22 protein-coding genes and 1 riboswitch are annotated in these 26,392 nt (G+C 36.5%); of the genes, 12 read left to right on the forward strand and 10 right to left on the reverse strand.

Annotation, left to right across the window (positions count from 1 at the left end):
* Window positions 1-120: 120 nt before the first annotated feature.
* From V7112_RS17725 to V7112_RS17735, 3 genes are all read right to left on the reverse strand, one after another.
* On the reverse strand, window positions 121-1,479 hold the full coding sequence (locus V7112_RS17725; RefSeq protein ID WP_335422269.1) for an IS1182 family transposase: 1,359 nt from the start codon (window positions 1,477-1,479) through the stop codon (window positions 121-123).
* 284 nt (window positions 1,480-1,763) lie between these two features.
* Window positions 1,764-2,036 (reverse strand): hypothetical protein, encoded by a 273-nt coding sequence (locus V7112_RS17730; protein ID WP_335422271.1) that lies wholly within the window; start codon window positions 2,034-2,036, stop codon window positions 1,764-1,766.
* A complete protein-coding gene (locus V7112_RS17735; RefSeq protein ID WP_335422273.1) occupies window positions 2,033-3,037 on the reverse strand; it encodes a hypothetical protein in 1,005 nt (334 codons plus the stop codon). The genes V7112_RS17730 and V7112_RS17735 overlap by 4 nt, the downstream gene beginning before the upstream one ends.
* A 265-nt stretch (window positions 3,038-3,302) precedes the next feature.
* On the opposite strand from V7112_RS17735, the gene V7112_RS17740 reads away from it, so the two are divergent.
* On the forward strand, window positions 3,303-5,054 hold the full coding sequence (locus tag V7112_RS17740; protein ID WP_335422394.1) for a putative bifunctional diguanylate cyclase/phosphodiesterase: 1,752 nt from the start codon (window positions 3,303-3,305) through the stop codon (window positions 5,052-5,054).
* Between the two features lie 325 nt (window positions 5,055-5,379).
* Here the strand turns inward: V7112_RS17740 and V7112_RS17745 are convergent, their stop codons facing one another.
* Both V7112_RS17745 and V7112_RS17750 read right to left on the reverse strand, forming a co-directional pair.
* A complete protein-coding gene (locus V7112_RS17745) occupies window positions 5,380-6,000 on the reverse strand; it encodes an NAD(P)-dependent oxidoreductase (RefSeq protein WP_335422274.1) in 621 nt (206 codons plus the stop codon).
* Between the two features lie 48 nt (window positions 6,001-6,048).
* Window positions 6,049-6,948, reverse strand: coding sequence for a cation diffusion facilitator family transporter (locus tag V7112_RS17750; RefSeq protein WP_335422276.1), 900 nt, complete (start codon window positions 6,946-6,948; stop codon window positions 6,049-6,051).
* A gap of 222 nt (window positions 6,949-7,170) precedes the next feature.
* Here V7112_RS17750 and V7112_RS17755 point away from each other — a divergent pair, with 222 nt between their 5' ends.
* Window positions 7,171-7,677, forward strand: a complete 507-nt coding sequence (locus V7112_RS17755) for a DinB family protein (RefSeq protein WP_335422279.1) — start codon at window positions 7,171-7,173, stop codon at window positions 7,675-7,677.
* 241 nt (window positions 7,678-7,918) lie between these two features.
* Window positions 7,919-8,551, forward strand: a complete 633-nt coding sequence (locus V7112_RS17760) for an FMN-dependent NADH-azoreductase (protein WP_335422281.1) — start codon at window positions 7,919-7,921, stop codon at window positions 8,549-8,551.
* Between the two features lie 137 nt (window positions 8,552-8,688).
* On the opposite strand, the gene V7112_RS17765 is transcribed toward V7112_RS17760, so the two are convergent.
* Window positions 8,689-9,708 (reverse strand): DUF3231 family protein, encoded by a 1,020-nt coding sequence (locus tag V7112_RS17765; protein WP_335422283.1) that lies wholly within the window; start codon window positions 9,706-9,708, stop codon window positions 8,689-8,691.
* 382 nt (window positions 9,709-10,090) lie between these two features.
* Between V7112_RS17765 and V7112_RS17770 the strand changes: the two genes are divergently transcribed.
* Both V7112_RS17770 and argH read left to right on the forward strand, forming a co-directional pair.
* Window positions 10,091-11,620: a Na+/H+ antiporter NhaC family protein gene (locus V7112_RS17770; protein ID WP_335422284.1), complete on the forward strand. Its 1,530-nt coding sequence runs from the start codon at window positions 10,091-10,093 to the stop codon at window positions 11,618-11,620.
* Window positions 11,621-12,949, forward strand: coding sequence for an argininosuccinate lyase (gene argH / locus V7112_RS17775; protein ID WP_335422287.1), 1,329 nt, complete (start codon window positions 11,621-11,623; stop codon window positions 12,947-12,949).
* A gap of 80 nt (window positions 12,950-13,029) precedes the next feature.
* On the opposite strand, the gene V7112_RS17780 is transcribed toward argH, so the two are convergent.
* Genes V7112_RS17780 through V7112_RS17795 form a run of 4 tightly spaced genes read right to left on the reverse strand, consistent with a single transcriptional unit; the run spans window position 13,030 to window position 17,290 of the window.
* Window positions 13,030-14,400, reverse strand: coding sequence for an ABC transporter substrate-binding protein (locus V7112_RS17780; RefSeq protein WP_335422289.1), 1,371 nt, complete (start codon window positions 14,398-14,400; stop codon window positions 13,030-13,032).
* A gap of 18 nt (window positions 14,401-14,418) precedes the next feature.
* On the reverse strand, window positions 14,419-15,231 hold the full coding sequence (locus V7112_RS17785) for a carbohydrate ABC transporter permease (protein WP_335422291.1): 813 nt from the start codon (window positions 15,229-15,231) through the stop codon (window positions 14,419-14,421).
* A complete protein-coding gene (locus tag V7112_RS17790) occupies window positions 15,228-16,157 on the reverse strand; it encodes a carbohydrate ABC transporter permease (protein ID WP_335422293.1) in 930 nt (309 codons plus the stop codon). The genes V7112_RS17785 and V7112_RS17790 overlap by 4 nt, the downstream gene beginning before the upstream one ends.
* Complete coding sequence (locus tag V7112_RS17795) at window positions 16,157-17,290, reverse strand: ABC transporter ATP-binding protein (RefSeq protein WP_335422396.1); 1,134 nt, start codon at window positions 17,288-17,290, stop codon at window positions 16,157-16,159. The genes V7112_RS17790 and V7112_RS17795 overlap by 1 nt, the downstream gene beginning before the upstream one ends.
* 212 nt (window positions 17,291-17,502) lie before the next feature.
* Here V7112_RS17795 and V7112_RS17800 point away from each other — a divergent pair, with 212 nt between their 5' ends.
* The 7 genes from V7112_RS17800 (at window position 17,503) to V7112_RS17830 (ending at window position 26,389) form a co-directional block, all read left to right on the forward strand.
* Window positions 17,503-18,627, forward strand: coding sequence for a polysaccharide deacetylase family protein (locus V7112_RS17800; protein ID WP_335422295.1), 1,125 nt, complete (start codon window positions 17,503-17,505; stop codon window positions 18,625-18,627).
* A 133-nt stretch (window positions 18,628-18,760) separates the two neighbouring features.
* A complete protein-coding gene (locus V7112_RS17805; RefSeq protein WP_335422296.1) occupies window positions 18,761-19,450 on the forward strand; it encodes a response regulator transcription factor in 690 nt (229 codons plus the stop codon).
* Window positions 19,447-20,712 (forward strand): HAMP domain-containing sensor histidine kinase, encoded by a 1,266-nt coding sequence (locus V7112_RS17810; RefSeq protein WP_335422299.1) that lies wholly within the window; start codon window positions 19,447-19,449, stop codon window positions 20,710-20,712. The genes V7112_RS17805 and V7112_RS17810 overlap by 4 nt, the downstream gene beginning before the upstream one ends.
* A gap of 130 nt (window positions 20,713-20,842) precedes the next feature.
* Window positions 20,843-21,604 (forward strand): ABC transporter ATP-binding protein, encoded by a 762-nt coding sequence (locus V7112_RS17815; protein ID WP_335422301.1) that lies wholly within the window; start codon window positions 20,843-20,845, stop codon window positions 21,602-21,604.
* A gap of 10 nt (window positions 21,605-21,614) precedes the next feature.
* A complete protein-coding gene (locus V7112_RS17820) occupies window positions 21,615-23,951 on the forward strand; it encodes an ABC transporter permease (protein WP_335422398.1) in 2,337 nt (778 codons plus the stop codon).
* A gap of 312 nt (window positions 23,952-24,263) precedes the next feature.
* A riboswitch (SAM riboswitch) is annotated at window positions 24,264-24,371 on the forward strand.
* A gap of 138 nt (window positions 24,372-24,509) precedes the next feature.
* On the forward strand, window positions 24,510-25,442 hold the full coding sequence (locus V7112_RS17825; RefSeq protein ID WP_335422303.1) for an ABC transporter permease: 933 nt from the start codon (window positions 24,510-24,512) through the stop codon (window positions 25,440-25,442).
* Complete coding sequence (locus tag V7112_RS17830) at window positions 25,442-26,389, forward strand: ABC transporter permease (protein WP_335422305.1); 948 nt, start codon at window positions 25,442-25,444, stop codon at window positions 26,387-26,389. The genes V7112_RS17825 and V7112_RS17830 overlap by 1 nt, the downstream gene beginning before the upstream one ends.
* Window positions 26,390-26,392: the final 3 nt, after the last annotated feature.

The raw sequence follows: 26,392 nt of genomic DNA on the forward strand, positions 1-26,392 counted from the left end.
TCAGAGTGTCGACAAAAGGCATTTGGGAATTCACTTATTCCCAAATGCCTTTTATTTTTTTCTTTTTTATTAAAATTGGCCACTATTTTTGAGTATATACCGTACCAGCTTGCATATGTTTTATGCAATCCTTGGACTTACCCAAGTCCAATTTGCTAGTTTCTTTAAATTCATTGCAGCAAAAGTTAGCATCGCCTGCATGGACAATTTTTTTAACCCCCTCAGGGTTGTCCATCGCATACCATGCTTTTCTTTTGCATCAGCAAAGACGCGTTCAATAGATTCTTTTCGACGAGCATATATTTCTTTTACCTCTTCAGTGTGACGAAGGTGGTCAGTTTCTTCCACATAACCTTCCCAGATGTGACGCTGTATTAACTTCTGGTGATTTTGACTTTGAGTACACTGTTCTAATAAAGGACAATTTACGCACTTTAAAGGATCGGACTTGTACTGTCGGTATCCTTCCTTCGTCGTAGTTGTGTAAGCTAATGTCTCTCCTTGCGGACAGATATAGCAATCAAAGTGCTCATCATAAACATACTCATGTTTACGCATGAATCCTTCCTTCGTTTTGGGACGTGTATAAGGAAGAGCAGGAGTAATGCCATTTTCTATTAGGAAATGACAAATTGCAGGTGTTTTATAAGCAGCGTCGGCAGCAACAGCAAAAGGTTTCATTACTTTATCCATAATCGATTCGACCAATGGTTGAAGCATATGACTATCATGAATATTCCCTGGCGTTACAATTGACCCTAACACAAAACCATTTCGGTCCGCAGCGGCATGAAATGAATAGGCAAATTGTTTTGTTCGTTCATCTTTTACGTAATATCCACTTTCAGGGTCGGTTGTACTTTCCTTAATCTCCTTAGTTTCTTCTTTTTCAAATTTTTCAGTCGGGAATGGTTTCTTACCATGGTCTATACGATCCTGATTTAACTCTTCTTGAAGCTTCGCTTCATAAGCACGAGCTTCCTTTCGTACGACTTTCTTTTCAAATTTACGTTTATTAGCGCTCGCTTTTACATGCGTTGAATCAATAAATACATGATCAGCGCTTAATAAGTCCTTATCTGTAATCTCTTTTAAAATACGGTAGAAGATCTGTTCAAATAAATCTGTATCCTTAAAACGACGTTCATAATTTTTACCGAAGGTAGAAAAGTGGGGAACAGTTGTGTGAAAACCAAAACCCAAAAACCAACGGTAAGCTACATTCGTTTCAATTTCCTTGATTGTCTGCCTCATTGAACGTATGCCAAAAACGTACTGAATAAATGTCATTTTAATCAGCACAACTGGATCAATACTTGGACGACCTAAAGTTGAATAAAGGTTTTCAACCAATGGGTATATGAAAGAGAAATCAATAGCTGCTTCAAGCTTTCTCACAAGGTGATCTTGCGGTACCACTTGATCCAGTGTAATCATTTCCAATTGTTCTCTATCTAAGTTATTATTTCTCGACATCATTTTCCCATCACCCCTAATATTCTCTATAAATATTGTAAATTAAAAAAGACTGTAGGCAAACTCGAAATTTTTCGAGTTTGTCTACAGTCTGAGGCATTGCAAATGCAATGCCTTTTTATTGTTTCACATGTCCTTTACATTTTGGACTGCAAAATGATACGCAAAAGTCAGGACTTTTGATATACAAAATTAATTACAAATACTATTTTTCTCCCTGTCAACCGAACGGGTTAGTTCTAATTTAGGACGGGGTTAAAAATATGTTTGCTTATTACTAATTGACTCTAAGCAAGGTCCTCGTTCTTTACTAATTCTTTCGCATTTTTACCATTAGCTATGATTTTACCCCCAATATTAAGTTCCTTCACTTCGCCGCCTTCCAATGCGTAACTTGTAACACCATCACCGTGCGTAATTATGTCTCCATTAACAGTTAAACTTTCAATTTTGCCCCCTGATTTAATACTTATGGCATTTGCCGCAAGCTCCATGACTACACCTTTAACCAGTGAATTACCGATAGACCCATAGGTTGCGACATTTTCTTCAATTATCATATACCAATGGGTTTACTAACTTGTATTCCAATAGAACCATCCCCATAGGTTGTAATGGATTTAAATTTAATATTTTCAACAGTCCCGTCATATTGGTTAAATCCTCTTGCTCCTATTCCATATGTAATAATATCCTGCGCCATGAAATCTTTTACTGTTCCAAAATTTACAAATCCAATGCCGCTTGGTCCATAAGATATGACCGGACGATGGCTAATCCATTTTTCAATTTTTCCCCATGTATCCAGCACCATGTCATTCACACCGTAAGTCACAATCTCGCCATGATGTTCAACTAGTTTTGCTTCCACGCCATACACAATGAATACTGCCGCGGTAATAATATCAGCTGTCCCATATGGCAGCATTCCATTTGAATAGACAGCACCTGTAGTTAGTGATTCTAAATTAACCTTGCCACCTTCATCCCCAAATCCACAAATGAAAATACCCGAGCCAATTACAGGGGCGTTTTTACTGCCTATGGAGATGTTTGTTAATTTACAATCAATTTGACTGTTAGGATCTGAATTAAAGTTGTATACAGTCATTGCTCCTTGGTACACATTAACGCCATATTTTTGAGGTTGCTCACTATAATGTCTCGAATCGCAAGAAGTAATGTGGATATTGTTACCATAAAGGTTAATTCTGTCCGTTCCTTGCCTTGAAATAACTGAAACCTGACCGGTAATATGCAATTTTTCAAAGACAAGATTCCCCATATCTGGAATACCACATACTGTATAAATAGCTCGGTTTGTCTGTTTTGTCATTATAGTTAGGTTTGAGATACTATTGTTGCGAGCCACTCCAAAACCATCACTATTATTGAAGCTTACAATACATGTCTCAATACTTTTTCCAGTTACTTGATAGCCTTCAGGTAGAGTGATTGAATGAGGAGAAAGAATGGATCCTTGTACTTCTAATATTTGCGGCACATTTTCAGAAATAGCATTCAATAATTCTAATAATGTAGTTATTTTTGTTACTTTCATTTTTTACATTCATCCTTACATTTTGTTCTATTTATCACAAAGTTATGATGTCCAATTTATAGAGTGGTATCCTATCTATAAATAGTTCCTAATGTCCAATTAAGTTACTTATTCATTCGAAAATAAAATATCTTCAATTCAAGAGTCTTGAATTGACCGCACTTTCATTTGATGCTATTATAATGTCATACAAGAAGGTTAACAATTCCATTAGGTGATACATAAGGAAAGGTAAACTTAAAAGGAGTTTAATAACGTGGAAAATATGAATAGTACCCTAGATTATTTTGACAAATCCATTGGCTCTGATTTAGCGAAACAAAGACAAGTAGAAGAACAAAATGAAACATATAGATTGATAGCTGAAAATACAACAGATTTAATTAGCCTCATTGAAGTGGATGGTTCTTTTCAATATGCTTCTCCTTCCTTTGAAGCTATTTTAAAATATGACTTATCTTCCATGAAATTCTTAAATCTTTTTGAGCTAATACATCCAGATGATCGGGAGATGGTTAGCAAGGAAATAAGGATTTTTTGCAAGCGGAAAAAGACAGTCAGACATATTGAAATTCGAATCCGTGATAACAACGGGGATTATATTGATATAGAAGCCAGTTTTAGTGTCATTGACAAATCATCATTTTCTAAAAACGATTTGATTCTAGTAGTCATGCGTGATATTCGATTCAGGAAGATATTCGAACAGAAAATATATCATTTAGCGTTTCATGATACATTAACAAATCTGCCGAATCGACGATCTTTTATGAATGAATTAAATAGGGAGATTCTCGACAGGAAAAATAGATCCTCGTCGTCTAAAATGTCCGTCCTGTTTATTGATCTAGATAATTTTAAGTCGATTAACGATCAGTGGGGCCATGATGAGGGTGACCAAATACTAATTGAAGCTGCAAGAAAAATAAAGGACGCTATTCGCCCAAGCGATGTAGTAGGACGTGTAGGCGGGGATGAATTTATCGTATTGTTAAAGGATATAAAAGATGAAGAGGATTTAAAAAAATACGTGAATCGTATTCTAACGACATTTAACTCCCCAATCTTTATTTCTGGGCAGGAGCATATTATGACATGCAGCATCGGGATCGCTACTTATCCCAACGACGGTGATACTTCAAGGGAACTGATTAAGAATGCAGATGATGCTCTTTATAGCGTCAAAAATAAAGGGAAGAATCATTATTTAATCTTTAATAGTAAAATTAAAAATGAATCCTTAGAACGCAGGCTGTTAGAAAATGCATTAAGAAATGCCATAAAAGAAGAACAATTTTATCTAGAATACCAGCCTAAACTAAATATTTCTACTAAACAACTAATTGGGATGGAGGCCTTGGTGAGATGGAGGCATCCTGAGTTAGGTACCATTCCACCAGGAAAATTTATATCATTGGCTGAAGAAACGGGATTAATTGTGCCTTTAGGGGAATGGATTTTGAGGGAAAGCTGTAGCCAAATGAAAAAATGGCAGGAAAATGGCCATCACTCATTGGTCATCTCGGTTAACGTATCGATTCGACAGCTTGAGAACGCTAATTTTATCAATTCAGTCAAGAAAATCCTAGAAGAAATAGATTTAGACCCAGAATGTCTAGAAATAGAAGTGACAGAAAGTGTTTTTATGGATGTGAATGACGCTGCGTCGGTCCTTGAGGAAATCCGCCAAATGGGGATTCAAATTTCAATTGATGATTTCGGAACGGGATATAGCTCTCTTAGTTATCTAAAGCATCTTCCGATTGATACATTAAAGGTTGATGCCTCATTTATAAAAGATATTCATGTGAATGAAGAAAGCAGGGCAATTGTAAAATCCGTTTTAACACTAGCGACAACTTTAGGTTTAAATGTAATTGCAGAAGGAATCGAAATCCAGGAACACGTCAATGAACTAAACAAAGATGGTTTACTTTTTGGACAAGGTTTTTATTTTAGCAAACCATTGAATAGTCAAGCATTCGAAGAATATCTACTAAATGGAGTGAATGCTTGAGGGGAATCCTCATTCCTGTCATAGAATTGAAAAAGCAACGTCTAGGCTAACAGGTTCTGTTTTGAAGTACAAAATATAAAATTGTTGGTGAAACACAGTAAAATTGGTAATTGAATTTAGCTTAATAATTGATATGGAAAATGCTCAGGGCTATAAACTCTGAGCATTTTTTAATCTATTAGGTTCTTCAACGAAACCACCCGTTTCGTATTATAAAGGTCAATCAGAAAAGAAATTTTTCTGGTTGACAATTAGTTTAAGTACAATTTTTCACAAACAATAAATATCACCTTGTGCCAGCAAGTAATCATGTAAGAAAATATAATTAGTAGGCGATACCTACCCGTGATTTTATATAATCACTTGTTTTTATCTGTTTAAATGCAAATTCTGCTGTATCCGATACACTTATTTTAACTCCATCTACTGGCAAAAAATCACGTTCCACACGGTATTCACCTAATCTTTCTCCATCAGGTAAATACGTTGGACATACAATGGTCCATTCTAGTGTTGATTGTTTAAGCAGATCATACACCTTATGATGTTCTTTCGCTGCACGGGTTGACTTCTGCTTTGATTCACTTGATTGATAACGCAGAGAATTTGGCGTGGTTCTACTTTGCAGAATACCCGCAGTTCCTATTGTTATAATTCGCTTCATACCTTTGTTTTCCATCGCTTCGAGAATAAGTGGCATACTTTCTGATAGAGTGGTTGTGCCATCAGTATTTAGTGCACTTATAACTACATCAATCCCTTGCATTGCTGGTACTATATCATTTTTATTTAAAACATTCCCTTGAATAATGGTTATATTTTCACTATCTATTTGAATCTTCTCTGGAGTACGTACTAATACAGTAACATGATGTCTATTATGAAGGGCATAACTTACTATTTGACTTCCAACTCGCCCAGTTGCACCTAAAATTAAAATATTCAAATGTAAAATCCTCCTTGAACCCGTTACGTCTAGGCGCTGTTTTTCAACTTATTTTAATCCATTTAAAATGAACTTGTCGTCCCCAACTGGCTCAACATGCACATGAACATCGTAAACGTTGTGCTCCTTTATTAAAGTTTCCTCTACCTTTGATGAGATTTCATGTGCTTGGGTAATATTTAAATTATTCGGAACAGCTATCACAACATCAACCACATTGCTATTTCCATATGTTCTTCCTTTAATATCTTTTACTTCCAAAACCCCATTTATATTCAAAATGGTCTGTTTATACTCTTCTAAATCCTGTATATCAAAGCCATCTGTTAAATAATGTGAAGATTCTTGGAAAATGTCCCACCCAGTTTTACAGATTAATAATCCAACAACAAATGCAGTGACTGGATCAAGCCAAGGTATACCAAGCTGAGAACCTATAATTCCGATAGCGGTACCCATACTAACCCAGGCATCTGAGAGATTATCTTTAGCGGCAGCCATTACTGCATGGCTTTTTATTTTTTTAGCTAAATTTTTATTATATTGGTATACCAAAATCATAATAAAAGCAGAAATAAATCCTGTCCATGCTGCGATCATATCAGGTGATTCATGGTTGCCACTAAAGACAGATGATGCCGCCCCGTATAAAACCTGAACTCCGACAACCATCATAATTAATGATGCGATTAAGGAAGAAACAGTTTCGGCTTTCCAATGGCCGTACGGGTGATCTTCATCAGCGGGTTTTTGAGAAAGTTTTAAACCAATCAACACTGCAACAGAAGCAACTATATCAGTTGTGTTATTTAATCCATCGGCTTTTAAAGCTTCTGAACCGGCTATGTACCCAATGATTAATTTCAATATCGATAAGAAGATATAAACGGCAATGCTTAAAATCGCAGCACGTTCCCCTAACTTCAAATCCTGATACCTCTGCTCCATTTCGCTTCCTCCAAATTTTAACATTGAATCTTATTGTAACAAAGGGGTTATGTGTTAGTCTATGGCAACGTTTTTGTGATAAAACAATAAAAATTATATAGGGCAAAAGTTTTGGTTTTGGGAAAATTTCATACGTATTAAACTCAAAGAATACATTTCATCGTGGAGAATATAGTCAGAGTAGGAACCTAGGAATTTATTTTTTCGTGAAGGGAGAATTTCATGAATAATCTAGTTAATGACAATCTGTATGAAACGAGAAATGATTTAGTAAAGGAGATTACCTCATTAAATTTTACTCAATTTAATGAAAGCCCTGGTATTAATAAATGGAGTATAGCACAAGTTTGTCATCACTTAGTCTTAGTAGAACAGGCAACAATTAAGGCGATTGCATGGGGATTAAACGAGGTTGCTAATACTCAAAAAGAACGCAAAAAGGTACAGCTTATATTGGATCGAACGAAAAAGTTTAAAGCGCCCAAAATCGTTGAACCGGCCACAGAACCAATTAAACTTCAGACCATCATCGACATGTTAGACGATTCGAGAAAAAAATTACTTACTTTCCTTAGTACAATAGACGATAAATCGATATTGGCGGAAAAATCAACAAAGCATCCTTCCCTTGGTGACTTACCGCTTGACCAATGGATTGAACAGATTTATTTGCATGAACAGCGGCATATCGAACAAATAAAAGAGATAAAAGTTACTTTAGGACACTAGATGCAGTACACTTAAGGTCTTGCCCCCAACGTACTAAAGCCTTACCGTACTGGGGGAAGAGCTGTTTTTTGAAGTAGAATCCACTAGGAAAAGATGGTTTTAATAATCGAAGTCGGATGTTTACACAATATAGTTGTCTAGACTAATATGAGAATTTTTACCTATTGAGTATTTTGATATACTAATATATCATTAATTCGAGATAATTTAAATAAAGATAAATAAAGGAGAACTTTATATAATGAATATATTAGTAGTTAAAGCAAATAACCGTCCAGCTTCAGAAGCTGTTTCAAGTAAAATGTATGAAACTTTCATAAAGAACCTAGTGGGTGTAAATGTAACAACTTACGATGTGTTTGCAGAAGATATGCCTTACCTTGGTCAAGATTTATTCAACGCTTTTGGTAAAGTAGAATCAGGCGAAGAAATGACAGACATCGAACAACGTATTTTAGCTGCAAAGAAAAAAGCAATGGATGCAGTAACAGCGGCAGATGTAGTTGTATTTGCCTTCCCATTATGGAACTTAACAATCCCAGCAAAATTACAAACCTTTATTGACTATGTGTACCAAGCTGGTTTCTCATTCAAATATGATGAAAATGGCCAAGCAGTACAATTATTGACTGACAAAAAAGCCGTTATTCTAAGTGCACGTGGTGGCATATACTCAACACCAGAAGCAGCGCCAATGGAAATGGCTGCTACCTATATTAAAAACGTTGCTGGCGGCGTTTTCGGAATGCAAATCATCGATGAAGTCATTATTGAAGGTCATGCTGCAGCACCAGATCAAGCTGAAAAAATTATTGCTGAAGGGCTAGCGAAAGTTGAAGCTGTAGCGAAAAATTTATCAGCGGTTTTAGTTTAACGAATCTATTCAAAGATTGTAAAATCTGAGTTCAGGATTTTACTACAAATGGAAATGTTACAGTAAATGGTTGATTTAAAAAAAGACGACTTTTAATTCAATTTTGAATTTGAGTCGTCTTTTTTAGTCTCACTACTCTAACCCTTTGCCAAAGATTTTCTATCAATGGCTTCGGGTTGTTTTTCTAACCAACCGTGCTTAACCATAATATTGAAAGAAAAAGCACCAGCCTCCATAGCATGAGTAAATACTTTAGAATAGTTTAGGGTTATATCCGATCTAAAGCTGGAGCCTAATGATGCACCATAATAAGAAAGAGCCGCATGTACTAAAAAACCTGCGTGAAACATCATCAATTTATCAGAAAATGGACTTACAGTAGAAGCGGTAATCTCAGCATCCCATTTCTCAGGTATTGGTAAATGATCCTGTTGCAAAATAGCGTCAAAACTTTCAGTGTCTTTCCCTGCTAATTTAACGTTTTTTAACATAAAATTACGAACATCCTCAAGCCCTGCTACCTGACTAAAAGCCAAGCTTAATGCCTTGATAAATCCAGTTTTCGTTGAATTAAAGAATAAGGTGCTAATTTCCGAACTATTAAGCGGTCTTTTGTCACCAACTAAATTAGAGATGAATCCTGGGGATTCCATAAACTCTGTCTCCTTTGGTGAAGGAACGGAGGGTACACTTGTAAATTTTGGCTCTTGTTTAGCTAATTCCACAATTTTTTGAAACAATTCCTTAGATGATTCCGTGCATTCAAAAAAATAATCTTGAATGTCTTTTCGTTCCGCATTTGTAATTGCTAAGCTATATGCAGTTAATCCATGTATGGTCATAATATAGGTGTAAAAAAGTAAAAATTCATCAGAAAACAGGCGAGGAGCGTTAACATTCACGTCACTCTTTGTAAAACCAATTGGGACTGGGTAATTTGAAGCTTTTAAGAATTTAGTGATTTTTATAACGTGGCTTTCAGCTAATTGTAATGGGGTTTCTAAAATAGGTTTTATTTCTTTGTTTTCAACAATGTTAAGAAAATATTTGTATACACATATTGCCATACTATCGCCCAAATACTGAAGCCAAAGAGCGGATAGTTCGGCAGCCGTTAAAGTGTTGGTGTTGTTTGTTGATTCCTTAAAAATACCCAAAGAAAGTACCTCCGATTTTTTCTAATGTTGCTCTCAGTAAAACCCGATTCAAAAAACCATCCAAGAATAACATTCCCAAAATAAGAGAAAGTATCAAGATTTTCCAATGGAAGTTTTGCTTCGCGTTAGATATCTAAACCCAAAAAAACGACCCAAATTCGTTTTTTGAATTAATAGTCGTCTTTAAATTGGAATATTTTCAATGTACTTACACATATTTCCTTTATCTCTTCAATACGTTAAATTGGTAAAATTATTTTTAAATAGTTTATTGCATTTAATGTGAGTGTTCCTTATAATCAAACTTTAAGGTAAATTCGAAAAATTTACCCTTTTATATTTATGCAATACTATAGATTATTTTAAAAAAGGAGAAATGTTTATGGAACACATGGGCTGGATATCATTACTTCCTCCTGTTATTGCAATCATTCTTGCCATTATAACGAAGAACGTAGTAGTGTCCCTATTCTCTGGTGCTTTTATCGGAGTACTCATACTTGTCGGAGGAAATCCTCTTGAGGCAACAACAGAGACTATAGGAAACTACTTTTTCCCACTTCTAGCAGATGGTTATAATGCAGCTATTATCGTATTGTTATTCTTTATTGGTGGATTTGTAGGGCTTATGGAGAAATCTGGTGGTGGCGCTGCTCTTGCAGCAAATACGATAAAATTTATTAATACGAAGGCAAAGGCGCAAATTTCTGCTTGGATCGGCGGAATTATCATCTTCTTCTCTGATTTGGGTACTCCACTTATTGTGGGTCCCGTATTTGAAAAAATCTTTGATAAGGCGAAGGTTTCTAGAGAAAAGCTCGCATGGATCATTGATTCAACATCTTCCCCAGTCGCTGTTTTAGTTCCTTTTATTGGATGGGGCGTATACATTATGGGCCTTATTCAAAAGGAATATGAAGCATTAAATATCACAAGATCTGAATTTACGACTCTAGTTCAGGTTATACCATTTCAGTTTTATGCCATAATGGCTGTTGCGATGGTTCCGTTAGTTGCTCTATTTAAGTTAGATTTTGGCCCAATGGCAAAGGCTGAGCGAAGAGTTCAAACTACTGGAGAACTGTACTGGCCAAATTCTAAGCCGTTAAGAAGAGCAGAGAGTAGTGAAGAAGAAGCAGGACACAACCATGCCATCTTGATTTGGTTACCTCTGGTTGTATTATTTGTTACCCTTTTCGGTTTGTTGATTTCATACGGCTTCCCGTTTGAACCAGTACCAGGAAATGATTTTAGGGTTTCCTTAAGTACGGCCTATTTATTTGCAGCGATTACGATTATCGTGTTAATGCTTGTATATAAATTGAAAAAATTCGGTGAAATTTTTAATATCTATACAACTGGGATGCAAAAAATGGTTTATGTCGCAGTCACACTAATCCTTGCATGGTCTCTTGGACAGGTAATGAAAGAAATGGGTACTGCTAACTTCATTGTTGAAGCAATGAACGGAAATGTACCTGCATTCATTATTCCAGCCGTTTTATTCTTAGTAGGAGTTTTAATGTCCCTTGCATCTGGTACTTCATGGGGAACATTTGCTATTATGCTACCAATCGCAATCCCTATGGCTATTGCACTTGATGCACATTTATTAGTTTGTATTGGCGCTGTACTTTCAGGTGGAATCATGGGTGACCATAGTTCACCGATTTCTGATACAACGATCCTATCGTCAACAGGAGCGGGGACAGACCATATCGATCATGTGAAAACACAATTACCTTATGCACTTCTTAATTCCTCAATTGCTTTTATTGGATATATCGTGGCTGGAATTACTGGCAGTGCATCCACTTTACTAGTAATCTTTGTATTACTCATATTGTCTATTTTTGTATTATCAAAGATTCATAGAAAGAAATATGATTCAAGTAAAGGAGTTGCAGCATAGGTGAAATTATGGGGCGGACGCTTTACAAAGCGGGAAGATCAAATTATGGAGAGATTCAATACATCTTTGCCCGTCGATCATCGACTTTACCTTCAGGATATAACAGGAAGCATTGCCCATGTAAAAATGCTTGTAAAATGTGAATTGCTCTCAGAAGACGAGGGCATTTTACTTGTGGAGGGTCTTAATTCTATTTTAAAAGATATTGAGACAGGAGTTCTAAAAGTTGAGGGTAATTATGAAGATATACATTCCTTTGTTGAAATGAACCTTACAGAACGAATCGGTGAAACTGGCAAAAAGCTGCATACGGCCAGAAGTAGGAATGACCAAGTAGCTGTGGACATGAGACTTTATGCTAAACAAAAAGCAATGGAAGTAATGGCCGCACTCGGGCAACTAATAGATTCTTTAACAAAGAAGGCCGCTGCTAATAATGTCATCATGCCTGGATATACTCATTTGCAGCGTGCTCAGGTTGTCACATTCAGTCATCACCTTGGTGCTTATGTACAAATGTTTAACCGAGATAAGAAAAGAATAAGCAATGCCATTGATATTTTGGATGAAAATCCATTAGGATGCGGTGCTTTAGCGGGAACTACTCATAATATTGACCGGCAAATCACGACAGAGCTTTTAAATTTTTCGAAGCCAGTAGATAACTTTTTAGATGGTGTAAGCGATCGTGACTATTTGCTAGAACTTATGTCGAGTTTTTCAATCACAATGATGCACTTAAGTAGATTAAGCGAAGAGCTTATTCTCTGGAGCAGCCAAGAATTCCAGTTTATTGAGATGGATGATGCGTATTCAACCGGTAGCAGTATTATGCCACAGAAGAAGAATCCTGACGCAGCAGAGCTTATTAGAGGAAAGACAGGAAGAGTATACGGATCCCTTTTCTCTTTATTGACAACACTAAAGGGCTTACCGCTCACTTATAACAAAGATATGCAAGAAGATAAAGAACAATTTTTTGATGCCCTTGATACTGTCATGGACTGTTTAGAAATTATGTCCAAAATGATTGATACCCTTCATGTTAATGCTGATAATATGAAAGCGGCTATTAAGGCAGGCTTCTTAAATGCTACCGAGGTTGCAGACTATTTAGTTAGTAAAGGAATAGCATTTAGAGATGCACACGAAATCGTTGGAAAAATCATCATTTATTGTGAACAGTACAAGAAAGGCATCGAAGATTTAACATTAGATGAATTAGCTAAATTTAGTAACACAATTTCAGATGATATTTATGAATATATCGATTATGAGAATATATTAAACAAAGGAAATAAAAAGCTCATAAAGCAAATAATAGAATAAAGTTAAAGGGCCTGACCCCCAGCGTGTTAATGCTTTAACACGTTGAGGTCAGGCCCGATTTTATGATAATTGGTTACTTTTTATTTCTTTTTCGTTTTATTTGCTATTTCAATGGCACGGTCGGTTTCTGCTGCTGCTTTATCAAGTACTTCTTGCGGATCCTGACCCTGATAGAGGTTTTCCAATGCAGTTACAACCTGTTGTCTTGATTCAGGGAATACCGAAATCAACGCACCTTGTGTGGCAACAGATGGGTTCGTTGCTTGAAGCTGTTCGACAGTTACCTTTAACTGTGGTAGCTCTTCCCATTGATTTTTTACGATTTCTTCATCATATGCGGCAGGGTTGATTGCGAAATATCCTGTTTTCACATGCCATTTGGCTTGTGCTTCTGGAGTTGCCATATACTTCATAAATTCCCAGGCTGCGTCTTGCTTTGCTTCATCAATTCCTTTTGACATCCATAATGAAGCTCCGCCAATGATAACACCATTGCTATCAACCTCATCCGCATGTGGAATGAAAGCAGCGCCTACTTCAAATGGTGCCGTTTTGACAGCATTTGTCGTTCCGGCTGACGAGTCCATATACATGGCCACTTTTCCAGTTTGGAAGGCAGCCCGGATATCATCCCAATTTGTTCCGAAGTTTCCGAATGTACCCGCCTTATTCATATCATCTAAAAACTTAAATACGCGTAATCCTTCTTCACCATTAAAAACAGCTTTGGTCGCATCATCTGAACGACCATTATCATTATTTACATATAAACCGCCTTGTGTAGCCACAAGTTCTTCGAAGAACCAGCCATACGTTAACATTGAAAACCCATATTGCTCCGTATTATCACCATTCTTTTTCGTTAACTTTTCTGCAGCAGCTTTCACTTCGCTGAAGGTTTGTGGGGGATTTTCAGGGTCTAGGCCAGCTTCTTTAAACGCATCTTTGTTATACAACAAAATGGGTGTAGATGAGTTAAATGGCATTGAATACAATTTATCATCAACCGTGTAATAGTTTAAGATATTTTTTTCAAGCTGTGCAAGATCATAATTGTCTTTATCAATGAATGATTGCATGGGTTCAATAAAACCACTGTCAATCATATATTTTGTTCCAACTTCAAATGTTTGAATAATTGCTGGGGCATTATTCGTGCCTCCAACAGCTCGAAATTTTGTTAATGATTCTTCGTAAGTACCTTGGAATTCCGCATGAACCTTTACTTTATCCTGTGATGTATTGAAGTCATTCACAATCTCGTCAAGCGCTTCTTGTCCAGCGCCAGACATAGCATGCCAAAAGACGATTTCTGTTGGTCCTGTTGATTCTGTTGATTCCTTTCCTTCATCCTTTGGGTCATTTTCTTTAGTTGCACTATTTGAACAAGCAGTGGTAAAAAGTAAGCCGATAATAAATAATACAGCAAAATACTTTGCAGATTTCTTCACTTTCTTCAACACTCCCTCTTATTTTAATGCTCCTTGTGATAGACCCTTCTGTAGCTGCTTTTGTCCTAAGAATAATAAAATTAATGTTGGGATAATTACAACCATTACCCCGGCCATTACCACCCCCCAATCAGTTGCCATTTCTTGTGTTTGTAACTGCTTTAAGCCTATTTGTACGGTTCTTACCGAATCGTTGTTTGTGACCAGAAGTGGCCACAAATACATATTCCATGTTGTTAAAAAACCATACGCCCCCAACGTCACCAAGCTAGTTCTAGAAACTGGTAGGATTACTCTAATAAAAAATTGGAATCTACTTAATCCGGCAACCTGTGAAGCTTCATGTAATTCCTTTGGAATGGTCTTGAAATGCTGACGAAGTAAGAACGTCCCAAATGCAAGAGCGAAGAACGGGACATTCAAGCCCTGATACGTGTTAATCCAATCCAACTTTTGAATCGTTAAAAAGTTTGGAATCATTGTCGCTTCCCATGGAATCATCATGGTTGAAATGAATAGGAAGAAAACAAAGTTCCTGCCTTTGAATGGAATGAAAACAAAGGCATAGGCTGCCATACTTGATACAATTAATTGGCCTAACATAACTGTTGCTGAAACGATAAAACTATTTAATAAATATTTCATCAATGGTAATCGTTCAAATGCTTTGACATAGTTATCAAGGTTAATAGATTCGGGGAAGAAGCTTCCTCGTAAGATTTCCTTACTTCCCATGAAACTAATCATGAGTGCATATAAAATGGGAAAAAACACGAAGAAGGCTGCCAATACTAAAAGGACGTAAAATAACATTTTTGTGGGCTTGTTCATTGATAGTGCACCCTCTTTTCCCCGAACTTAAATTGGAGAATGGTTACGATTAAAATCGTAAGAAATAAAAAGACTGCCTGTGCACTTGCTGTTCCAAATTGGTAGTTGATAAATGCTTCTTTGTAGATTGAATAAACAATAAGGTTCGTAGATTCGGAAGGTCCGCCTTTCGTTAAAATATCAATCTGTCCAAATGTCTGGAATGCATTAATCATGGAGATGGTGATAATAAAAAACAAGGTGGGTGAGAGCATAGGAATCGTAATTCTTCTTAATCGATAAAAATAACCAGCACCATCAATTTTCGAACTCTCATACAAATGTTCATCGATGTTTTGTAATCCACCAAGAATAATTAAGAATGAGAATCCGAGATTAAGCCAAATCGTTGAAATGGAGACTGAAATTAAGGCCCATTCGGGATCTAATAACCATTGAATGTCCTTTAAACCAAATAATCCTAAGAACCGATTGAACATCCCAATACTAGGATGAAAAAGAAACAACCAAACAACAGAGGATGCTGCAACTGAAATTCCCATAGTAGATGAATAGATTGTTCTGAAAAACCCAATCCCTTTCAGTTTTTCATTGGCTAACAAGGCAAGAAATAAGGCAAGAATAATTCCTGCTGGCACTGTATAAAGGACAAATAGAATTGTAGCTTTTGTGCTTTGTCGAAAGCTGTCTGACTCAAATAAATAGGTGTAGTTTTCTAGTCCGACAAAAAGGGCTGCCTCACCTTGTTGATTAGTAAGAAAAAAACTTAAATAAATGGTTCGAAACATCGGATAAAAAACAAACACGCTGAATAGAACGATTGATGGCAATAAGTACAAGAGTGCTGTTCTAGCATTAAGGGTTCTCTTCCAAAACCCCATCTTTGGAGGTACTTTTGCTTCCTTGTAATCTAAAGCAGGTCCCATTACATAATCACCTCTTGGTCAATAACATGATTCTCAATGTTTGTAGGGGACTTGAGTAATTCCCCCGTTACACTATCAAACAGACAGATAGAATCATAGTCTACTGCAATCGGTATCACCTGATTGACTTGAACTCTCCATTGTCCATTCCATTTGGCTAACCATTCCTTGTCTCCAAATTTAAAAGCAAGGATTGTTTCATTTCCTAAAACCTCCACATTGATGACTTCGACAGAAATATGATTTGTGGGTGTTGCTTCCTTTGCAGCGGGTTTTAAATGCTCTGGCCGAATTCCAACAGTTATGGAATCGGAGTCTAATAAATGGATATCTCTTTCAGGAACTTTTATGTTTACATGATCTCCAATCGAAATTTCTCTCTTTTCCTTATGTATCGTTCCCCTTGCTATATTCATCGGGGGAGACCCAATAAAGGTTGCTACAAAAGGATTTGCAGGCTGGTTATAGATTTCGATAGGCTCACCAATTTGTTGAATTTTTCCGTTGTGTAAAATCATAATTCTGTCACCCATTGTCATGGCTTCAACCTGGTCATGTGTAACGTAAATCATCGTAATCCCGAGCCTTCGCTGAATCTGTCTGATTTCAAATCGCATATGTGCACGTAATTTCGCATCTAGGTTAGATAAAGGCTCATCCATCAAACAAATCGGTGCCTGGTTTACAATCGCCCTTGCTAATGCCACCCTTTGTCTTTGACCTCCTGAAAGTTCTCTAGGTTTTCGCTTTAGTAGTTCGGATAGACCCAGCATTTCTGCTACATCTATACAGCGCTTCTTTCTTTCAGCTTTTGAAATCTTTTTAACATGCAAACCAAATACGATATTTTCCTCAACAGATAGATGAGGATACAAGGCATAGTTCTGAAATACCATCGAAATCTCTCTTTTGCTTGGTGGCAATAGATTTGCTTCTTTATCGCCTATTTTTAAAACGCCACTAGTAATATCCTCCAACCCAGCAATCATTCGAAGCATCGTACTTTTTCCACACCCTGATGGGCCTACTAACACAAAGAACTCACCAGGTTTTATCGTGACATTAATATTTGAAATGACTTCAGTTGCTTTGTCATAGGATTTCGAAATATTAATGAGTTCGACTTTTTTCATTCGATCAATCCTTTCGTTTGCAAAAATATCAACTTTCACGAATTTGTCCATTCTCCTTACTAATTTATATGTTGCTTTTTTGGAGATATTTGTTAATTCACTTACAAAATATTGGTAAGGGAATGTAAAGGAGTATTCCAATATTACCCACTTGTAATTTTTGTCACCCCTCACAAACTAAAATGAGTAAATTTTAAGCAAGGATGGGTGGCATGTTTAGATATTTTTGGGTTCTCCTTTTTGCGATATTCCTACTTTCTAATAGCGAGATTGCTGCTACAGATTTGAAACAAGAAACACAGCCTCCATTAACCATTACGACTTATCCTCCAAATTTAATGGAAGAAAAAGAAGCATTAATAAAACGAAATGTTTATCGACCAATAGCAACTATTTCTATTGCGCCAACTACATCCACTTCAACAAAAACAGCAATTACAACAATAGAGCTGAAAGAAGAAAATATAAATCAGATTGATTACCATATTTGGCGCACTGCAGATGGTCCATTAACGATGAAAAGTTTTTCTTTTACGGATAAGGAACGTAACTTTTTATTTTTGTTTGACACAAAAGAGTTTTTAGCACAGCGTGGCGAATATCAGATTGAGGCATACAAGGTCGATGAACAAGGAAAGAAAAAGCTAATTGCTCGGAAAACCCTTTGTTTTGAGCAACGTGTGCCCATTCTGATGTACCATGCCATCGAGGAATATAAAGGAAAAGGTCTAAAAGGATTATTTGTTTCACCCGCAAATTTTGAGGCGCAAATGAGGTATTTAAAAGAAAATGATTATACACTTCTTACTTTTGAACAGTGGGATGAAAGGAATAAGGTGAACAAGCCCATTTTGGTTACATTTGATGATGGAATGAAGAACAATATGAATGCACTTCGAATCCTGCAAGCTTTAGAAGATGAACATTTCCTTCCGAGGGCGACTGAATTTGTTGTTGCGGGCCGAATTGATGCATCCCCATATTGGCTATCATCAGAGGATATAAAAGAAATGGTGAGCTCGGGTATTTTCTCCATTCAGTCCCATACGATGTCCCATGCGGATCTCCCAATCATCTCTAATTACGATAACGAATTAAATGCTTCCAAACAAAAAATTGAAGACCTAACAGGTCATCCGGTGGTGGCAATTGCTTACCCGGCAGGTCAATTTAATCAAAATGTCGTTGAAGAAACAAAGAAATATTATACATTTGCAGTAACAACCAAGCCTGGTCAATTTATTAGTACAGAACAACCAAATGAATTATTACTTTTAAAACGTATCCGAATTTCACACGAAACTACGGTTCGTCAACTTGCCTGGTTTTTGCGGTGAGATATAGAAGAGCCAAATCCCCGGTGTCACCGCGACTTGGGGGTTTATGAAATCTTCACCACTTATACAATCTAATGTATACTGGAAATATCCGGTTACCGAACTAGGATAATCTTTTTCTAGGAGATTTATGATGAAATTGGATTGCTTGATTGTTGATGATGAGATTGCTTTAGCTGAAACAACTTGTGAATATTTTAATATGTTTGAAGTCAAAACCGCTTTTGTGACAAGTGCGGAGGATTGCGAACGTTTTTTGGTGGAACATGAACCATCACTGATTCTGCTTGATATTAATCTTGGGGATTCATCTGGATTTGATTTATGTAAAAAATTGCGCCAAACAACGCAGGTTCCGATTTTATTTATCAGTGCACGTTCTAGCGATGACGATATATTGATAGCTCTAAACATAGGGGGAGACGATTACATACAAAAGCCATATACCCTAAGTATCTTACTCGCCAAAGTAAAAGCCGTACTCAAGAGAGTTGGCAACGCCACGACCAACCAGCAGGAGGTTTTAGAGTTTGGAGAGATCCAAATTGATACAAAGCTGCATCGTGTACGAGTAAATGGTGTGGATATTCAATTAAAAACGATGGAATTTAAGCTTCTATCTTATTTGGCAAGAAATAAAAATCGAATCATTACAAAAGATGAATTGTTTAAGCATGTATGGGGAGATTCTTTTGTAGGGGACGGGACCCTAAACGTACATATTCGCCATTTACGTGAGAAAATTGAAAGTAATCCAAAGGACCCTCAATTTATTAAAACGGTATGGGGAACAGGATACGTCTTAGAGGATACCAACCAATGAGAATAAAATTACTAACTGTGATGATTCTGGTTGTTTTTAGTGCAGGTATCGTCATCTCCGTACTAGTTATTAAGAATCATCATATTTCAGAAGTAGATCTAGTTGCCATAAATGATGTGGTTAAAACTGTCGAAAAAAATTGGGGACAAGTAAGTGAAGAAACGTTTCAAAACAGTGACATAAAACAACCCTTTTTTATAATTGACCAGTCGGAAAACGTGATTTATCAAACACCGGGGAATTCTTTTATTGATACATACGACTCAGTTAAAAATAGAGATACCTTCATAGATTTAGAGAAAAATAACGTGATTGTCGGGAAGTTAATTATCCGTAATAACCAACAAGAATTAGTACTAGATATGAAAAATGATCTAGTCACAACCATAAGTTTGATATTTGGTCTATTAATGATTGTTAGTATTTTTTTTCTTATCTATATTAATAGAACGTTATTAAGACCATTTCAGCAGCTTCAAAATTTCGCAACGAATGTGGCAAGAGGGAATCTAGATATACCTTTAAATATGGAGAGGAACAATTATTTTGGTGCGTTCACGGAAAGCTTTGATTTATTGCGTGAAGAGCTTGATGCTGCACGTCAAAGAGAGTACGAGTCGAATCGTAGTAAGAAAGAACTTGTTGCCACATTAAGTCATGATATTAAGACACCTGTCGCTTCAATCAAAGCAATTTGTGAATTAATGCTCTTGCAAGCAAAGGATGATAAGGTCATCAAGCAAGTAAATACGATTTACTTAAAAGCAGAGCAGGTTAACTTACTTGTTACCGATATGTTTCACGCCACCTTAGAGGAATTGCAGCAGTTAAAATTAACGGTAGCTGAGGAATCGAGCCAAGTGCTTATTGATATGATTGAGAATGTCAATTTTGATCAACAAATCGTTTATGATCCAATTCCACCATGTATTATTTTAACGGATCCCCTGCGAATGCAACAGGTAATCGACAATATTATAAGTAATTCATATAAATATGCAGGAACAAAGGTTACGATTACCTCTCAAATCAATCAGGGGTATCTTGAACTCCAGATTAGAGACTATGGACCAGGAATGAGTGAAGAAGAATTACCTCTCCTGTTCAATAAATATTATCGTGGGAAAAATGTTGAAGGTAAGAACGGTTCAGGCCTTGGTCTCTTTATATCAAAGTATTTCATGGAAAATATGCATGGCCAAATTAGCTGTTACAACCGAAAAGATGGGTTTACAGCAGTTTTAAAAATTAAGCTTGCATAATAATTAAGAAATAGTTAAGAATTGCACAAAGATTTAATAAGAATTCATTTTGTATGATAAGACTGTAATCAATATTGCGGTCTTTTTTCTTTTGGTTAAAACATTTAATTAAGGGAGATGTCTATAAATCATGACAAAAACAATTATTAGAACGGAAAAGCTGTGTAAAACCTTTTCTAGCGGGGGAATTCAGCAGCATGTATTAAAAAATCTAGATATTAGTTTAGTAGAAGGGGATTTTACTATCATAATGGGTAGTTCAGGATCTGGGAAATCCACGCTACTGTATGCAATTAGCGGGATGGATAAACCGACATTAGGTGAAATTAATTTTGCTGGAAAAAACATAGCCAAATTAAACAATGATCAACTTGCGATATTTAGAAGAAAGAATTGTGGCTTTGTTTTCCAACAAATTTATTTACTAGATAACATGAGCGTACTTGATAATGTACTGGCGAGTGGTCTTTTAGTTAATAAAAATAAGCGCGAACTTGTTAAAAAGGCGAAAGAACTATTAATACAAGTAGGAATCAATGAAAACTCGTGGTCTAAATTTCCTGCACAACTGTCGGGCGGTGAGGCACAGCGGGTTGGGATTATTAGAGCCATCATTAACAATCCAAAGGTTTTATTTGCAGATGAACCAACCGGAGCATTAAACTCAACTGCAAGTGATAGTGTTTTGGATGTATTCACAAATGTAAATCGGAATGGACAAAGTATTGTCTTAGTAACTCATGATATGAAAACGGCCTTGCGTGGAAATCGAATTCTGTATTTGCGAGATGGTGTCATTTGCGGTGACTTGCTGCTAGGTACATACAGTGAAAATGAAAATTTCGAACGCCATGAAAAGTTAAAACATTTCCTTGCAGAAATGGGGTGGTAAGGTGAAGATTATGAATCTAGCAGTGGCGAATATTAGGAAAAGCAAATCGGCTACCGTTTCTTTATTTATCTTTATTTTAGTTGCGGCACTGCTACTTAATATTGGCCTAATGGTCATTACACAAATAAATCCATTTTTTGATAACAAAGTTAAACAATTAAAAGACCCCCATGTAACGATTATGATGGATCAAGCTAGTTATCGGCCAACTTACGATGAGTATTTGATGAACTATTCTGGTGTAACAGAGACAGAAACTGAAGAGATTGTCATGATCGGCCTTGCTACATTTAAACTTGGTAATAGTAAGTTAAATAGTAGTGTCGCTATTTTTAATGCAGATCATAATCGCAGTATTGGACCGCTACAGTTGATTGAAAAGCTTGATACACCAAGTACCAATGATATTTATGTGCCATACAGTTTTAAAACAAACGGGGATTATCAATTAGGTGACAATTTTATCCTTACCTATCAAGATCGGGACTATGAATATCGAATTGCTGGATTCTTAGAAACAACGATAATGGGGACAAGTAACATTGGAGTTATGAAATTTATGCTGCCAGAGGGATCCTATCAAGCATTGGTGGACAAATTAGACGAACAATCAAAAGGGATGATTATTTCTGCGTTGATGGATGACAAAACGAAATCTTCAAAGCTGTTAAATGATTTCACGAAGGAATTTCCGCAATCTGTTGTTGGTGAAACCACTTCATATATTTGGGGATTAGATATTGAATTGGTGAAAAGTGTAAGTACATTGACCATCAACATCGTGGCGACCATATTAGTCTTTTTTGCGGCTATTATCGTGCTTGTATCACTAATTGTCATTCGATTTCGCATTTCAAATAGCATTGAGGATGGAATGGCAAACATCGGAACCCTTAAAGCGATAGGTTATACAAGCGGGCAAATTCTTTCATCAATGATCCTGCAGTTTATCATAATTGCCTTAAGTGCAAGTGCGGTAGGAGTTGGATTGTCATATGGTCTAATGCCTTTTATAGGTGGGATTATTTCATCTTTATCTGGTTTAATTTGGCATCAAGGCTTTGACATGATTATAAATCTAGTCAGTATTTTCGTTGTTGTTTTTTGTGTTGTAATCGTTACATTACTATCTGCCTTACGTATACGAAAGATTCTACCTGTTGCTGCACTTCGTGGAGGAATTCGAACTCATAGTTTTAGAAAAAATTACTTCCCTTTAGAGAAAGCGAAAGGTGGTTTGCACTTTTTACTTGCGATAAAATCGATGCTGGCAAATGCAAAGCAAAATATGATGATTCTTGTAATCATTATTGCATTAACGTTTGCTTCGGTATTTTCCATGGTCCTTTATTACAATATTGCTTCAGATAAAACCGCGTTTGTTAACTTATTCGGTTCAGAACCGTCAAATGTAATGGTTACCGTTATGCCAGATACAGATACTTATGAACTGTTGGGCGATATTGAACAAATGGACAATGTCAGGAAAGTGAATATATTCGACTTAATTACAACACAAATTGATGGTCAAACCGTGTATACAAATGTGACTGATGATTATAACCATCTAGAGAATAATATTGTCTATGAAGGGCGACAGCCAAAGTATGAAAATGAAATATCGATCTCATGGGTTGTAGCTAATCAAATTAATAAAGGTATTGGAGATACAGTTGAAGTAGAATATGGGACTGAAGTAAAAAGTTATTTAGTAACAGGACTTAGTCAATCAATTGGTAATTTAGGACAGGTAGCCGCATTAACGATGGACGGAATGCAGCAATTACAAGCTGACTATAAAGGCACAACCCTTTATGTATATCTAGATGGTATTTCCAATAAAGACTTTATCAAAAATGTCCAGAGTAAGTACGGGGACTCTATAGTTGGAACGTTGGATATCGATGAAAATATAGAGAGCCAAACAGGAATGTACACTGCTGCAGTGTTTGCTGTTATGGTGATGGTTTTGACAATTACCGTTGTAGTAGTTGTGATGATCCTGTACCTAGTTATCAAAACGATGATTATTAAGCGGAAGAAAGAGTTTGGTGTAATGAAAGCAATCGGCTATTCAACGATTCAACTGATGAATCAAATCTCCATTAGTTTTCTGCCTGTAATTATTACAGGTGTTGCAATTGGTGGCGTGCTGGGCTACTTTTTCACGAATCCTATGCTTTCAATATTACTTTCAAGTGCAGGAGTCAAACGTTTAGACTTTGTGATTCATTTACCAACTGTTCTAATGCTTTGTGTAAGTATCCTTATAGTAGCCTACGTTGTCTCCATGCTTGTGTCTCGAAGAATTAAGAACATTTCTGCTTATGGTTTAATTACAGAATAGAATGAACCGATGGGAACCAAGGGGACGGTTCTCGTGGTCCCGAATATATGACCCTTAGCCCGAGCGTGAAATCGTTACAACGCTAGGGCTAAGGGTCTGCTTTTTAAGGTAAGAGATGAAAACACTTTCTTAGAATAGGATTTTACTATACGTTGGTTTGTTTATTTGAGGGGAAACATCTGATTTATTATTTAGAAAATAATAAATATATTTAAAAATTATTATTTTAGTATTTTTTGATTGACGAAAATCTTGACGTGATGTATTCTTAGCAAGACTAATATATCAGTTAATTTAAATTTTATAAATACTTTCTTATCCAGAGAGGTGGAGGGACATGGCCCTTTGAAACCTCGGCAACAGGTTCTCCTGAATACTGTGCCAATTCCATCAGATTTACATTTGTCTGGTAGATAAGAAGAGTTGATTTCGTGATATCAATCCTCTTCTTTCTATGAAGAGGATTTTTTTATTGATAAAAAAGATGGAATTTTCGAATAGGTACTTTACTAGTTCAAAATCAATTATTCTTCAAAAAGAAGGAGGAAGACCCTTAATATGTTATACCTATTCAAGCGACTTTTTACGATGATTGTCACGTTATGGATCATTGTCACCCTAACGTTTGTCATTATGCACTTGATTCCGGGAGATCCATTTGCGTCTGATGCCAAAGCTTTACCGGAGGAAATTGTCCAGAATATGAGAGAAAAATATAATCTGGATAAATCGTTACCGACTCAATATGTTCTCTATTTAAAGGATCTCGTACAATTTGATCTTGGTCCCTCTATTCAATCAAAATCTAGAGATGTTAATAGTCTCATCGCGGATGGATTTGGACCTTCTGCTTTACTAGGAATACAATCTCTTATTATTGCAATTGTAATGGGAATCGGATTAGGGGTTATCGCAGCCTTAAATCATAACCGAATCTTGGATTACGCTTCAATGTTTATTGCCATCATCGGAATATCTGTTCCAAACTTTATACTGGCCCCTCTTTTAATCAAGTACTTTGCAGTTGAATGGGGACTGTTACCAGTAGCTGCGTGGGGAACATGGAGCCACTCGATTTTGCCAACGATTGCTTTGGCTGTCGGTCCAATCGCCATTATTACTCGGTTTGTCCGTGCTAGCATGATTGAAATTCTCAATCAAAATTTTATTAAAACTGCAGAGGCAAAAGGACTACATACTTGGGAAATCGTCATCAAGCATGGCTTAAGAAATGCCTTAATTCCGGTAGTTTCATTCATTGGACCTTTGTTTGCCTCCGTTATTACTGGAACGTTTGTGATTGAGAAAATCTTCGCAATACCGGGAATTGGAAAGTATTTTGTTGATAGTATTTTTAATCGAGATTATCCAGTTATTCTTGGTACTACGATTTTCTATAGTGCTATTTTAATATTAACTTTATTTGTTATCGATCTACTGTATCGAGTTATAGATCCGCGAATTAAAATCGCAAGTGGAGGTGATTCCTAATGGGACAACCACGAACAAACATTGACCATCTATTTCGTCCAGCTAATAAGGAGAGCCTACATAGCGAAAAAATGGCTAGACCTTATGAGAGCTATGGAAAGGAAGTCATTAGGAAGGTTGCCAAAAACAAAATGGCTGTATTTGGTTTCATTCTCTTAGCGGTGATTATTCTTTTAGCGATTTTTGGACCATATATGGTCCCGCATAGCCCAAGTGAACAGCATCTAACACAGACTAATTTACCCCCATCTAGTGAGCATTGGTTTGGAACAGATGATCTTGGAAGAGATGTTTGGGCAAGAACGTGGGCGGGAGCCAAAATCTCTCTAACGATCGGAATTGTTGCTGCTATTATCGATTTAATGATTGGAGTTTTTGTAGGTGGAGTTTCCGGATACATGGCTGGTCGAGGAAAAACTGGTGACCGAATTGATAATTTTTTAATGAGAATTGTTGAAGTCTTGTATGGAATTCCTTATCTACTAGTCGTCATTTTATTAATGGTCATCATGAAACCGGGGCTTACAACAATGATTATAGCCCTATCGATTACCGGCTGGGTCGGGATGGCAAGAATTGTTCGAGGTCAAATTCTTCAATTAAAACAACAAGAATTTGTCTTAGCTGCTGAAAAGCTCGGAACTTCACATGCAAAAATTATTATCAGGCACTTACTGCCAAATATGATTGGAATTATCATTGTTAATTTAACTTTTACGATACCATCAGCGATTTTCGCAGAATCATTCCTAAGCTTCCTTGGATTAGGTGTACAAGCACCTACAGCTAGTTGGGGAACGATGGCGAATGATTCGCTAGGAGTTGTTCTTAGTGGTCAGTGGTGGAGATTATTCTTTCCAGGACTGATGATATCACTAACTATGTTTGCATTTAATGCATTTGGAGACGGTTTGCAGGATGCACTTGACCCTCAATCTAAAAAGTAAGGA

Origin of the sequence: Bacillus sp. JJ1566 (assembly GCF_036962685.1) — a bacterium.
GTDB lineage: Bacteria > Bacillota > Bacilli > Bacillales > Bacillaceae_L > Ferdinandcohnia.

Excerpts from the sequence above, each read along its gene's own strand:
- V7112_RS17725 (WP_335422269.1), bottom strand. The coding sequence starts at position 1,479 with ATGATGTCGAGAAATAATAACTTAGATAGAGAACAATTGGAAATGATT.
- V7112_RS17730 (WP_335422271.1), bottom strand. The coding sequence starts at position 2,036 with ATGATAATTGAAGAAAATGTCGCAACCTATGGGTCTATCGGTAATTCA.
- V7112_RS17735 (WP_335422273.1), bottom strand. The coding sequence starts at position 3,037 with ATGAAAGTAACAAAAATAACTACATTATTAGAATTATTGAATGCTATT.
- V7112_RS17740 (WP_335422394.1), top strand. The coding sequence starts at position 3,303 with ATGAATAGTACCCTAGATTATTTTGACAAATCCATTGGCTCTGATTTA.
- V7112_RS17750 (WP_335422276.1), bottom strand. The coding sequence starts at position 6,948 with ATGGAGCAGAGGTATCAGGATTTGAAGTTAGGGGAACGTGCTGCGATT.
- V7112_RS17755 (WP_335422279.1), top strand. The coding sequence starts at position 7,171 with ATGAATAATCTAGTTAATGACAATCTGTATGAAACGAGAAATGATTTA.
- V7112_RS17760 (WP_335422281.1), top strand. The coding sequence starts at position 7,919 with ATGAATATATTAGTAGTTAAAGCAAATAACCGTCCAGCTTCAGAAGCT.
- V7112_RS17770 (WP_335422284.1), top strand. The coding sequence starts at position 10,091 with ATGGAACACATGGGCTGGATATCATTACTTCCTCCTGTTATTGCAATC.
- V7112_RS17785 (WP_335422291.1), bottom strand. The coding sequence starts at position 15,231 with ATGAACAAGCCCACAAAAATGTTATTTTACGTCCTTTTAGTATTGGCA.
- V7112_RS17790 (WP_335422293.1), bottom strand. The coding sequence starts at position 16,157 with ATGGGACCTGCTTTAGATTACAAGGAAGCAAAAGTACCTCCAAAGATG.
- V7112_RS17795 (WP_335422396.1), bottom strand. The coding sequence starts at position 17,290 with ATGAAAAAAGTCGAACTCATTAATATTTCGAAATCCTATGACAAAGCA.
- V7112_RS17800 (WP_335422295.1), top strand. The coding sequence starts at position 17,503 with ATGTTTAGATATTTTTGGGTTCTCCTTTTTGCGATATTCCTACTTTCT.
- V7112_RS17805 (WP_335422296.1), top strand. The coding sequence starts at position 18,761 with ATGAAATTGGATTGCTTGATTGTTGATGATGAGATTGCTTTAGCTGAA.
- V7112_RS17810 (WP_335422299.1), top strand. The coding sequence starts at position 19,447 with ATGAGAATAAAATTACTAACTGTGATGATTCTGGTTGTTTTTAGTGCA.
- V7112_RS17815 (WP_335422301.1), top strand. The coding sequence starts at position 20,843 with ATGACAAAAACAATTATTAGAACGGAAAAGCTGTGTAAAACCTTTTCT.
- V7112_RS17820 (WP_335422398.1), top strand. The coding sequence starts at position 21,615 with ATGAATCTAGCAGTGGCGAATATTAGGAAAAGCAAATCGGCTACCGTT.
- V7112_RS17825 (WP_335422303.1), top strand. The coding sequence starts at position 24,510 with ATGTTATACCTATTCAAGCGACTTTTTACGATGATTGTCACGTTATGG.
- V7112_RS17830 (WP_335422305.1), top strand. The coding sequence starts at position 25,442 with ATGGGACAACCACGAACAAACATTGACCATCTATTTCGTCCAGCTAAT.